The following is a 12,347-nucleotide window of genomic DNA, read 5'->3' on the forward strand; positions in this document are numbered from 1 at the left end:
CAAAAGAAGAGGGTTCAAAATTAACTGAAAATTCTTTATTATATAAAGGAGGCATAAAGAAAAGGGAGGATATTTTATGAAGCGAGAAGAATTGTTGGCGCCACCGTCTTATAATTTAGTTTCTGAAATAGAGAAATATACAGGTGATAAAGGGAAGTTAGCTTTAATTTGGCAAGATGATAAAGGGAATCGAAGGGAAGTTACATACGCTGAATTAATGCAAGGTGCGAATAAAATTGGAAACGCTTTTATAAAAAGTGGTTTGCAAAAAGGGGACAAGCTTCTCATTATGATGCCGCGTTTAATTGAAGCGTACATGACGTATATTGCTGCTATTAAAGCAGGATTTGTCGTAATTCCAAGCTCGGAAATGTTACGTAAAAAAGATATAGAATATCGAATTGGACATGGAGAAGTAAAAGCGATAGTAAGCTATGAGCCGTATATTAGGCAGTTTGATGATATAGAAGCGATGGAATCTCTTCGAAAATTTGTCCTGAGCGAGCAGTCAGTAGATGGATGGATTAATTTAAAAACAGCGTTAGAAACAGAGAGTGACATGTTAGAAATGGCGAAGACAGATAAAGAAGATATGGTCTTTTTATCTTACACGTCAGGAACGACAGGAAATCCAAAAGGTGTCGTTCATACACATGCGTGGGCATACGCTCATTTACGTACGAGCGCTCCAAATTGGCTGGGAATTGAAGAGAATGATATTGTATGGGCAACAGCTAGTCCAGGCTGGCAAAAGTGGATTTGGAGCCCGTTTTTAGCAACTTTAGGATCAGGGGCAACAGGGTTTGTATATCACGGTAAGTTTGAACCGAAAACGTACCTAAACTTATTAGACGATAATAAGGTGAATGTACTTTGTTGTACACCGACTGAGTATAGATTAATGGCAAAGGTAGAAGATTTAAGCCAGTACAATTTAGAGGCATTACATAGCGCTGTATCGGCAGGTGAGCCGTTAAATAGAGAAGTCATTGAAACGTTCAAAAAGCACTTTCATATTACAGTGAGAGACGGCTATGGGCAAACGGAAAACACATTACTTGTTGGTGTAATGAAAGGGATGGATATTAGACCAGGATCAATGGGGAAACCAACGCCAGGTAACCATGTCGATATCGTAAATGAGGAAGGTACTCCAGTTAAAGTAGGCGAAGTTGGTGATATTGCAGTTCACATTGAAACGCCGGCCCTCTTTAAACAATATTACAAAGACGATGAGCGTACAGCGATGCAATTTCGCGGTGATTATTATATTACAGGTGATAAAGCGAAGAAAGATGAAGACGGCTACTTCTGGTTTGAAGGGCGCGGCGATGATATCATTATTAGCTCTGGTTATACAATCGGGCCGTTTGAAGTAGAGGATGCACTTGTAAAACATCCTTACGTAAGAGAATGTGCAGTTGTCGCAAGTCCTGATGAAATTCGTGGAAGTGTCGTGAAGGCATTTATCGTATTAAGAGAGAATATAGAAAAGAACGAAGAAACACTAATTCCAACACTCCAACAACACGTCAAAGAACTCACTGCACCATATAAATACCCTCGCAAAATTGAATTTGTAGATGAACTACCAAAAACGATTTCTGGGAAAATTCGCCGTATTGAACTTAGAAAACAAGAGATGGAGATTCCGTCAAAATAATTTTGAAAACAGTGAAGTAAATAGTTGAATGAAATGTAAATCAATGATAAAATAAAAACGAACACAAGTTCGATTTTATAAATTTAAAAAAGAGGTGTCCGTATGATTTTAGGTATTAATCCGTACTTAGTTTTAGATGGTAGTGGGCAAGAAGCTGTACAGTTTTATAAAGAGGCTTTAGATGCAAAAGTAGAAGTCATGCAAACTTTTAGTGACATGCCTGAAAATCCAGAATACCCGATTCCAGCTGAAGCGAAAGAGCGCGTTTTACACGCTACTTTAAAAGTTGGTAATACGGATCTTATGATTTCTGATACATTCCCAGGTCAAGGGCATGCAATCGGATCTCAAGTAACAATCGCAATTCAAATTAGTAATGCAGAAAAAGCAAAAGAAGTATTCGATAAGTTACAAGAAGGTGGAGAAGTTATCATGCCACTTCAAGAAACATTCTGGAGCCCAGCATACGGACAAGTGAAAGATAAATTTAATATTGAATGGCAAGTTACAACGTCTACTACTGAACAAAAGTAATTTTTAGAAAAGCACCATGTTTTGAAATGGTGCTTTTTTTTATACAATAAAAAATAAAGGAGATGGGATATATGGGAGAAATTTGGTATGGCGGCACCATTTACACAATGAGAGAAGAAAATGAAAAAGTGGACGCTGTTTACATTGAAAACGGTACGATCGTTGATGTTGGAAGTAAAGAAGAGTTAGAAAACCAATATGCCGCGGTTACATTGTACGATTTAAAAGGCAAAACAATGATCCCAGGTCTCGTTGATAGTCATATGCATCTTATTGGGCATGGAGAGAGATTACTCCGTCTAGATTTATCAAATTGTACATCTTATGGCGAAGTGCTTACTCTTGTTCAGAAGCGAGTGGAAGAAGCTCCTAAGGGCTCTTGGATTATTGGAGAAGGATGGAATGAAAATAACTTTACAGATACGAAAGATGTTCACGCGCGTGATTTAGATGAAATTTCGAAAGAACATCCCATTTTATTAAAGAGAGTTTGTCGTCACGTTACATGGGTGAATGCATACATACTGCAAGAAGCGAATATAACAGCAGCGACAGAAGATCCAAAAGGCGGGAAAATTGGTAGGGATTCATCAAATAAGTTAACAGGGCTTTTATATGAACAAGGGCAAGAATTAATTAAACATGTTCAGCCAGAAATTGATGAAGCTTATTTACAAAGAGCTCTGCAAACAGCGATTAAAGATTGCTGGAAATACGGACTTGTTGGCGGGCATACGGAAGATTTAAATTATTATGGTGGTTTTAGAAAAACATATAATGCGTTTTCTCACGTTATAAAAGAAATGCCATTTAAAGCCCATTTGCTCGTTCACCATGAAGTAGCACATGAACGAAAAGAATATGAAAATGAACATTATATTGAATTTGGAGCAATGAAAATTTTCTCTGACGGTTCTTTTGGCGGAAGAACAGCATTATTAAGTGAACCGTATGAAGATGCGAAGGAAACAAATGGAGTTGCGATTTTCTCACGTGAAGAACTTGCGGAATTAGTAAAGAAAGCACGAGATTTACATATGCCAGTTGCGATTCATACTATCGGTGACTTATCGCTTGAATATGTCATTGATGCACTCGAATTATATCCACCAGCAGAAGGGTTACGTGACCGCATTATTCATTGTCAGCTTGCTCGTGAAGAGTTGATAGAAAGAATGAAAAACTTGCAAGCCATTATCGATATACAGCCAGTCTTTCTTTCATCAGATTTTCCGTCAGTCATTGAAAAACTAGGCGAGCACCGTCTTCGTTATGCGTACGCTTGGAAGACGTTACTGGAAGCAGGATTACACTGCAACGGTGGCTCAGATGCTCCCATTGAACAAGTAAATCCGTTTCTAGGCATATATAGCGCTGTTACACGTAGAAGTTTTATTGACGGTGTATGCTATATGCCTGAGGAGAGATTAATGGTATATGAGGCTGTTTCTTTATTTACAACAGGAAGTGCCTATGCAATTGGAAAAGAAGCGAAGCGAGGGCAAATTACAAAAGGATATGAAGCAGACTTTACAATATTAGACCGCAATATTTTTGAAATTGAGGCAGAAGAAATAAAAGAAGTACAAGCAGAAATGACCGTAATAGATGGCCAAGTTGTCTATAGAAAAGATGCGTAAAAATATATGAGCGGTTTTCGGAATATATCGAATTACCGACAAAAACTGACAAGAATAACGGCCGGATAGTAAGAGAGTATTGTTCGCGTCAATCGGGGTAAATAAATAACCGCAGAATTATGGAATTCCATAATTCTGCGGTTATTTTAATCTTATAAAAACGTTCTCTGTACTTTTTCCCAGAAAGAATTGTTTTTTAATTTAACTGTTTTAATTTGTTTATCGCTTAAGCGTACAACAGCTTTTTCCACTTGTTTAATGCTAAGCGCTTCGTTATCCATGCCGATAACAGGATAATCGTTACCGTCTGGTCTTAGTTTTAAAGTTAATGTACGTTCGTGATTTAAAATGAAAGGTGAACCGAGCGTACGGTAAGTGTTGTTGTTTAAAGATGCTAGTTCGCTTACTTGGAAACATGGGATAAGCGGGTCAACAACTGCACCATGCAATGATTTATTGTAAGCAGTACTTCCTGTTGGGGTAGAAACTACTAAACCGTCCCCTCTAAATGTTTCGAAATATAAATCATCAACATGAACATCTACAACGAATGTTTTAATAATGCTAGAACGTAATGAGAACTCATTTAAACAATGGAAAGATGTACTGTGATCTACATCTACCTGAATTGTTGGATATTTTCGCACTTCAATTTCATTTTTTGTAATTTCTTGAAGGGCTGTATCAACGTGATCAATATGGAAATCGCAGTAGAACGAAATTTCATCTTTCGTAGAAATCCCTGCATATAAGCAATCTTCCCTAAAACCAGTTTTACGAACGGCTTGTAAGAAGGTTGCATCATCTCCAACACTGACGATAGCGTTTGCATTTTTTGGATGATCTAATATGGTAAATCCATTCTCTTCTAAAATACGATAGATTGGTTTCATTTTTTCAACGAGCGTTGCTTTGTCATCACCATAAAAGAAAAATAAATTGCGACGATCTGCCATTATGTATCCCTCCACTGCAGTTAAATTTTCTGTTTTTCGTGCTACATATCATTAGAGTCCGTTCCCTGATGATATGTTCAAATAATATATTTCGATATAAATTGTCAAAATACCTTTTTATTTTTAGAAAAATTTTTATATTCAATCTTATAGAACTCTGTTTAACGATGAATAAACTTGTCGATAATGGGTACGGAGTGAAAGGATGATACGTATGAAGTGGCTCGTAATTGGAATAATAATTCTTCTTCTTTTTATTTTGTTTATACTATTGTCGAAAATAAAGCTTAAGGTGACATTTTTATATTCAGAAATGGAAAAGCAATGTTTGCTTCAAGTGAAAATATGGATGATTCGATATACATTTGATGTGTTGGAAAGAATTGAAAAACAGCAGAAAAAGACAGGACAGAAAATCGAAAAAGCTGAAGAGGACGGCGGACTCGATAATAAAATTATGGCGCAACTTGACAGCATTGGTGAACTGATAAAAAAGCTTCAAGAAGTTCATACTATTGTTAAAGATTTTCTCAAACGAGTGAAAATCAATGGTTGGAAATGGCATACACAAATTGGAGCAGGCGATGCAGCTAGTACTGGAATTGTCACTGGATATGCATGGGGGACAAAAGGTATGGCTGCTGGAGTTGTCGGACAATATATGCATATTGTCGACGTACCAGAATTTGAAATTACCCCAGTTTTTCAAGGGAAAGGATTTGCATCAAGATGCGAGTTAACAGCATCTTTTCGTATATTCCGCGCTATAAAAACTGGCGTCAAATTACTCGTATTTATGAGAAGACAAAGATCTGGTATGACAGAAAAATCTGTTCAAGCATAGGGGGGATATAGAATGGACCATCCAATTCAAGGTTTAATGACAACAGCAATGCAGCATTTAAAACAAATGACTGATGTAAATACAATTGTTGGTGACCCAATTAAAGCGGCAGATGGAAGCGTAATTCTTACAGTTTCGAAAGTAAGTTTCGGATTTGCTGCTGGTGGAAGTGAATTTGGTAAAGTAGAACATTCAGGTCGTCATCCATTTGGCGGGGGAAGTGGTGGAGGAGTTTCTATTAATCCTGTTGCCTTTCTTGTTATAAATGGAGATGGTGTGAAAGTATTGCACTTAGATAAACAAACACACGTCATCGATAAAATAATTGAATTAGCGCCACAAGCTGTTGATAAAGTGAAAGAAATGATGGATAAACGAAAAGAAGATGATCCTGAATTTCAAATTTAACGAATAAAGAAGCTAATCAATAGGTTAGCTTCTTTAATTTTTTTGTAAATAAAGCGATTTTATTTGCATTATCGATAGGGACAAACTATTATTTACATTGTACATATTTTGTTTAAATAAGGGAGGATTTTCAAGTGGCAAACGTAACTTTTAAAGGTAATCCAATGACTTTAGTTGGAACAGAAGTTAAAGTTGGCGATCAAGCGCCAAACTTCCAAGTATTAGCAAACGACTTATCTCCAGTAAGTTTAGAAACATACAAAGGCGAAGTGAAATTAATTAGTGTTGTACCTTCAATCGACACAGGTGTGTGTGATGCACAAACACGTCGTTTTAACCAAGATGCAGCAGGTATTGAAAACGCGAAAGTATTAACAATTAGCGCTGATTTACCATTCGCTCAAAAACGCTGGTGTGCAGCAAACGGTTTAGAAAATGTTGTTACACTTTCTGACCACCGCGACCTTTCATTCGGTGAAGCTTATGGCTTAGTAATGAAAGAGCTTCGTTTACTTGCTCGTGCAGTATTCGTAGTAGATAGCAATGACAAAGTAGTTTACGCAGAATACGTAAGCGAAGGTACAAGCCATCCAAACTATGAAGAAGCATTAGAAGCAGCTAAATCTGCGAAGTAATGTGAAGAGAATGACCTCTTATAAAGAGGTCGTTTTTTCTCATATATTGCTCTGTAACAGCATCGATATATGAGAAAAAACGTTATATCATATATAACTAAAGGGGAGCTCTTTACAGGAGGTCGCTTTTTCTTTTTGGAAAAAATCACTTTGTGGTATGATATAAGTTATGTGTAAAAGAGAGAAGGAGGAATGTACGTGAGTCAGACAGTAGAAACATTATTTTCTATTTTTGATTCTTCTGCGGTAGTTTTACGTAAAGAATTAGATGTAACATATTTAGAGGCGCTTGTAGAAACAGGTGATAACTTGTTTGAGGGAGCGATTTTACAAGAGGAATTATCCGAATCAGCAATTGAAAGGCTGAATCGTGAATATAGTACGTTTAATGAAGAAACATATAAAGGTGAAGAAATTCGTAAAGCATTTCAGTTAGCCATCTTAAAAGGAATGAAAGAAGGCGTACAAGCGAATCATGAAATGACGCCTGATGCAGTTGGAATGTTCATGAGTTACTTATTCCATAAATTTATGCAAGGTCAAAACGAGATCACAGTTTTAGATCCTGCAATTGGAACAGGTAATTTAATGACTACAGTGTTTAATAGCGCCAAAGAAGGACTAACAATGAGTGGATTTGGTGTAGAAGTGGATGAAGTGCTAATTAAACTTGCTTTAGTAAATGCAAATTTACAAAAGCATGCAATCGAATTCTTCCATCAAGATGGACTAGCACCACTTTATATCGATCCAGTTGATGCAGTCGTTTCAGACTTACCGGTTGGTTATTATCCAAACGAAATCGGTGCAAGTGAATATAAATTAAAAGCAGATGAAGGAATGTCGTATGCCCATCACTTATTTATTGAACAAAGTGTGAAACATACGAAAGAGGGCGGTTACTTATTCTTCTTAGTACCAAACTTCATTTTTGAAAGTGACCAGGCACCAAAATTACATGCATTTATTAAAGAAACATGCTTTATTCAAGGGTTATTACAGCTTCCTGTTTCCATGTTTAAAAACGAGAAAAATGCAAAAAGTATATTTGTTCTCCAAAAGAAAGGCGCTAATGTAACAATGCCAAAACAGGCATTATTAGTGGAGTTGCCTAAATTCTCTAACATGAAGGCGATGGAAGACATTATGGATCAATTAAATACTTGGTTTGCAACACATAAATAAAGCTGGGTATATGTAACAGCATTAGTGATTCATGTAGTACAGTTTTATATAATATGTCATATTTTTAAATATATACAAGATTTAACTGAATTTTTTTGAAATCTGTAATATATATTTTTTCTTGGTGTTACAATTTTTTCACTTGAAATATATGTCGGACGATGTTTAAATTAAAATCGTGAGTATAAAATTTGCTAATGATGAAACGTTTTCATATTTGGTGAATTTGATCAGATAAAATCGAGCGGTTTGTGGAAACATCCACACAACTACCAAGAGAAAAAGGGGCGAAAGACTAGATGTCAAAAATCATCGCGATTAACGCAGGAAGCTCTTCCTTAAAATTCCAATTATTTGAAATGCCAAGTGAAACAGTATTAACAAAAGGTTTAGTAGAACGTATCGGTTTAGAAGATAGTATCTTCACTATTACTGTAGATGGCGAAAAACAAAAAGAAATTACAAACATTCCAGATCACGCAGTAGCAGTTAATATGCTTCTTAAAAAGTTAACTGAAAACGGAATCGTTAAATCTCTAGATGAGATTGGCGGTATCGGTCACCGTGTTGTTCACGGCGGCGAAAAATTTGCTGACTCTGTTTTAATTACTGATGAAGTATTAGCTGATATCGAAGAATTAAGCGATTTAGCACCACTTCATAACCCAGCAAACGTTGTTGGTATTAAAGCATTCCAAGAAGTATTACCAAACGTACCAGCAGTAGCAGTATTCGATACAGCATTCCACCAAACAATGCCGGAATCTGCATTCCTATACAGCTTACCATATGAGTACTATGAAAAATTCGGCATCCGTAAATACGGTTTCCACGGAACTTCTCATAAATATGTAACTGAGCGTGCGGCTGAATTATTAGGTCGTCCAATTGAAAGCTTAAGCTTACTTTCTTGTCACTTAGGTAACGGTGCAAGTATCGCAGCAGTAGAAGGCGGTAAATCTATCGATACTTCTATGGGCTTCACACCACTTGCTGGTGTAACAATGGGTACACGTTCTGGTAACCTTGACCCTGCGTTAATTCCATACATCATGGAAAAAACAGGCCAAACAGTAGAAGAAGTAGTTAACGTATTAAACAAGAAGAGTGGTATGTTAGGTCTTACTGGTTACTCTAGTGACCTACGTGACATCATTGCGAAAGAAGAAGAAGGCGACCACCGTGCGAAAGTAGCACTTGATGTATTCGTAAGCCGTATCCACAAATACATCGGTTCTTACACTGCTCGTATGAAAGGTGTAGACGCAATCATCTTCACAGCTGGTGTAGGTGAAAACAGTGCGATTATTCGTGAGCGTGTATTAGAAGGCCTTGAGTACATGGGCGTATACTTCGATGCAAAACGTAATAACGTATTCGGTGAAGAAGCATTCATCAGCTTCCCACACTCTCCAGTAAAAATTATCGTAATTCCAACTGACGAAGAAGTTATGATTGCTCGTGACGTACTACGTCTTGGAGATATTGGTTAATATATGAAAAGAAAGACGAGATCCTATAGGATTTCGTCTTTTTTCTTTTGGATGTATTTTAAAACTCCATCTGGATATAATATTTTTTCTTTCTGAATGAATGCCGTAATAGGAATCCATTTCGCATACGCTACTGTTTCTTCATCTTGTATATTTAATATTTTCATTTCATATAGTGACGTGTCTAATAAACGCAAAGAATATAGTTGAATGATTTCATGACCAATGTCTCCATCGAGATGAAAGACATTTTCTAAACACCCTAAATAATTGGTGATTTCTATCTCCGTATGAAGCTCTTCTTTAAACTCCCGAATAACAGTATGTGCTGATTTTTCACCAAGTTCAATTGAACCGCCAAGAGGACGATAATATATTTCGCCTTCTGTATAATATTCTTGTACGAGAAGGCGATCTTGATGTATAGCAAGACCGAAAGCTTTTGCACGTGGATACATATAGAATCACTCCTTATTTGTTTTGTATAAGGACGATTATAATGTATGGTGTGATAAAAGTATCGTGTATTTAAGTGTGCGGTCTAATTGTAATTCCATCAAATAAGTCTTTCCAAAATGCTTCATTGTATTGGTATACATCCATAATAGGACATTTCATAACGCAAATACGTTGTAATCCCCAATCTTCTTGGGTGATAGTTGGTATATCGGCAGGAATTAGTAACAGGACAGAGAATGTATGTGTAACGATTTGAGATAAAATTTGTTCTAGGGAACATGCTTCTTCATATGTTCCTCCAGTTCGAATAAATAATATGGATTCTGCCGTTTCAATTGTAGCTAGAAAACGATTAATACGATGTTCATAGTTTAACTTAATTTCTGTATAAGAAGGCCAAGAAGTTGGTGTATTTACATCTGTTTTAAAGTCATGACAGGAGTCAATTTCATAAAGGTTGTCCCTTAATCTTAATTTTGCATCATCATCCCAAAATGAGATGAAGGATAAATTTTCGAAATTTAAAAAGCGGTCAAATCGATTTTGTAATAATACATTCACTTTTTCTAATGAGGGACTTAGCATAAAATCAATAACGCCAAAAAATGGTGATAATTCTAATTGATATAATGCCCAAGCGGGCCAGCAGTTTTGTCCTAAGCTGAATACCGCATTATATTCTTTTTTTATATCGGATAGATTCATGTGATTTATCTCATCCTTTTTGTTAATATTTTATGCCATTCAAAAATGGTATGTGAATAAAGATAGACAAGCATATTTGCAAAGAATAAGCAGAAATATGTTACAATAGAAAAAAATCGAACGAGGTGGTTGTTACGATGCGATCGAAGCGAGAACAAGCCATTTTAGACAATATAAAAGAATGGGAAGCGCAATTAGTTGAGCAAGAAGCGACCGATTTTCAAAAAGTGTTTGATAAATGGTTACATGCTACAGTTGCGAAATTACCTGAGAAAAAGCGAAAAGAATTCTTCACGAAAGCAGATGGATGGCTCTTTCATTTGCATGCATTTATTCAAAGTTCACAAGCACAGTTAGATGCACGTAATCGGATTTTAGGAACATCAAGGTTATTTGATGAATCGATTGAACAGCTTGAAGATTTGAAAGCATTATCTATTGATCAATTAACATACATAGCAGAGCAGCAAACAGCACGTCATCGTCTATATTCATTTGTACAAGGTGGGGCAACAGGTGCTGGAGGTTTATTATTATTAACGGCGGATTTTCCGGTTATGATCGCGTTAAATGTGAAGGCAGTCCAACTTATTGCAACATCATTTGGACATGATGTGAACAAGCCGTATGAAATGATGCTTGCGTTAAAGGTGTTTCATGCGTCATTACTACCAGGAAGACTTCAGCAATATGCATGGTACAATTTATTGCAAGAGCTGGAGCAAGAAGATTCGTTCTTTTACGAAGGAGACGAAGCAGTGCTACAAACAGCTTCTACTGAGGTTGTGTTAAAACAAATTTTGAAGACATTTTCGATTTATGCTCTTCGTCGTAAATTATTCCAAGGTATACCGGTAATTGGAATGGCAATTGGATCTACAGTGAATTATCGTTTAACAAGAAACGTTACTGAATTTGCAAATAGATTTTATCAAGTGCGCCATATAGTCGAGAAAGAAAAAAGAGCATAAAAAAAGCGAGAGGCCGAAGCCTTTCGCTTTTTTAATTCGTTGCATGTTTTTTGGACATTGGAACAGATACTGGCTGCTTTTCTGCTGTTTTTTCTGTTTTTGGATAATAAATTAAATCCAATGTTTTTGCCTGTACGGCAATCGAAAGAATAGTAAAAGCAATTTCTGTCCAATTTAAATAATATAATGAAAGCGCAAGAACAATCGCGTCAAAGACGAAGAAAATTTGCCCAATTGTAAAACGAGTTCGTTTACTTAATACAATTGTTAAAATATCGTCTCCACCGGTTGCACCGCCAAATCGTAATATAAAACCGAGTCCAATACCAGCTAACGCACCGCCAACTACTGCAGCTATAAATAAGTTATTTGATAAATCTACCGTAAATGGAGAATAATTTTCCATAAAGGAATAAAATACTCCGAATGAAATTGAACCTAGGAATGAATAACCAACCATTTTTCTACCTAAAAATGAAGCGCACAGTAAAATAATTGGGATATCCATTAATACAGTTGAAATAGATGGTGAAATATCATAAAAGTTTTGAATGAATAGTGCAATTCCTACAAAGCCACCTTCTGTTAAGTGGTTTTGGAAGTGAATGTGATATAGCGCTGCTGCTAAAATAAATGAACCGATTAAAACCATAAAAATTTCTTTAATAATTTGCCGACTTTGGATGTTCCTCATCGTTATTCCTTCTTTCCGTAGTTAGTAGTCCTTTTTGTGTTGTAAACTAACTACGAGCTCACATGTAGCTTTCAGTTAGTTTACGAAAAAACTAACTACGCTATATGTCGCTGAAGAAATAACGAATAATCCTCTCGTCCATCAATTCTCCCTACCTTCG

At 36.3% G+C, this 12,347-nt stretch carries 13 protein-coding genes; 9 read left to right on the forward strand and 4 right to left on the reverse strand.

Annotation, left to right across the window (positions count from 1 at the left end; all coding sequences use genetic code 11):
- Positions 1-76: 76 nt before the first annotated feature.
- From mbcS to MR112_RS16300, 3 genes are all read left to right on the forward strand, one after another.
- Positions 77-1,663 (forward strand): acyl-CoA synthetase MbcS, encoded by a 1,587-nt coding sequence (mbcS, locus tag MR112_RS16290; protein ID WP_000817767.1) that lies wholly within the window; start codon positions 77-79, stop codon positions 1,661-1,663.
- A 102-nt stretch (positions 1,664-1,765) separates the two neighbouring features.
- Positions 1,766-2,197 (forward strand): VOC family protein, encoded by a 432-nt coding sequence (locus MR112_RS16295; RefSeq protein ID WP_242245130.1) that lies wholly within the window; start codon positions 1,766-1,768, stop codon positions 2,195-2,197.
- Between the two features lie 71 nt (positions 2,198-2,268).
- Positions 2,269-3,837: an amidohydrolase gene (locus MR112_RS16300; protein ID WP_000503978.1), complete on the forward strand. Its 1,569-nt coding sequence runs from the start codon at positions 2,269-2,271 to the stop codon at positions 3,835-3,837.
- 152 nt (positions 3,838-3,989) lie between these two features.
- On the opposite strand, the gene MR112_RS16305 is transcribed toward MR112_RS16300, so the two are convergent.
- Positions 3,990-4,793, reverse strand: a complete 804-nt coding sequence (locus tag MR112_RS16305) for an NAD kinase (RefSeq protein ID WP_000785180.1) — start codon at positions 4,791-4,793, stop codon at positions 3,990-3,992.
- A 205-nt stretch (positions 4,794-4,998) separates the two neighbouring features.
- On the opposite strand from MR112_RS16305, the gene MR112_RS16310 reads away from it, so the two are divergent.
- The 5 genes from MR112_RS16310 (at position 4,999) to ackA (ending at position 9,358) form a co-directional block, all read left to right on the forward strand.
- Entirely contained in the window at positions 4,999-5,637 is a 639-nt protein-coding gene (locus tag MR112_RS16310) for a DUF2953 domain-containing protein (RefSeq protein WP_002164419.1), read from the forward strand.
- 12 nt (positions 5,638-5,649) lie between these two features.
- Positions 5,650-6,045, forward strand: coding sequence for a GerW family sporulation protein (ytfJ, locus tag MR112_RS16315; RefSeq protein WP_000350003.1), 396 nt, complete (start codon positions 5,650-5,652; stop codon positions 6,043-6,045).
- A gap of 134 nt (positions 6,046-6,179) precedes the next feature.
- Positions 6,180-6,680: a thiol peroxidase gene (gene tpx, locus MR112_RS16320; RefSeq protein ID WP_000024526.1), complete on the forward strand. Its 501-nt coding sequence runs from the start codon at positions 6,180-6,182 to the stop codon at positions 6,678-6,680.
- A 198-nt stretch (positions 6,681-6,878) separates the two neighbouring features.
- Positions 6,879-7,865, forward strand: a complete 987-nt coding sequence (locus MR112_RS16325; RefSeq protein ID WP_000084367.1) for a class I SAM-dependent methyltransferase — start codon at positions 6,879-6,881, stop codon at positions 7,863-7,865.
- A gap of 299 nt (positions 7,866-8,164) precedes the next feature.
- Positions 8,165-9,358, forward strand: coding sequence for an acetate kinase (gene ackA / locus MR112_RS16330; protein ID WP_000034575.1), 1,194 nt, complete (start codon positions 8,165-8,167; stop codon positions 9,356-9,358).
- Between the two features lie 23 nt (positions 9,359-9,381).
- Here ackA and MR112_RS16335 read toward each other — a convergent pair whose 3' ends face one another.
- Together MR112_RS16335 and MR112_RS16340 are read right to left on the reverse strand one after the other, a co-directional pair.
- Positions 9,382-9,816, reverse strand: a complete 435-nt coding sequence (locus MR112_RS16335) for an NUDIX hydrolase (RefSeq protein ID WP_000283485.1) — start codon at positions 9,814-9,816, stop codon at positions 9,382-9,384.
- A 70-nt stretch (positions 9,817-9,886) separates the two neighbouring features.
- Entirely contained in the window at positions 9,887-10,522 is a 636-nt protein-coding gene (locus tag MR112_RS16340; protein ID WP_001053728.1) for a DUF1796 family putative cysteine peptidase, read from the reverse strand.
- A gap of 137 nt (positions 10,523-10,659) precedes the next feature.
- On the opposite strand from MR112_RS16340, the gene MR112_RS16345 reads away from it, so the two are divergent.
- Positions 10,660-11,493, forward strand: a complete 834-nt coding sequence (locus MR112_RS16345) for an EcsC family protein (protein WP_001256850.1) — start codon at positions 10,660-10,662, stop codon at positions 11,491-11,493.
- Positions 11,494-11,524: 31 nt separating this feature from the next.
- On the opposite strand, the gene MR112_RS16350 is transcribed toward MR112_RS16345, so the two are convergent.
- Positions 11,525-12,187, reverse strand: a complete 663-nt coding sequence (locus MR112_RS16350) for a YitT family protein (protein ID WP_001244515.1) — start codon at positions 12,185-12,187, stop codon at positions 11,525-11,527.
- Positions 12,188-12,347: the final 160 nt, after the last annotated feature.

The organism is Bacillus cereus group sp. BfR-BA-01330, assembly GCF_022663885.1.
Classification (GTDB): domain Bacteria; phylum Bacillota; class Bacilli; order Bacillales; family Bacillaceae_G; genus Bacillus_A; species Bacillus_A cereus.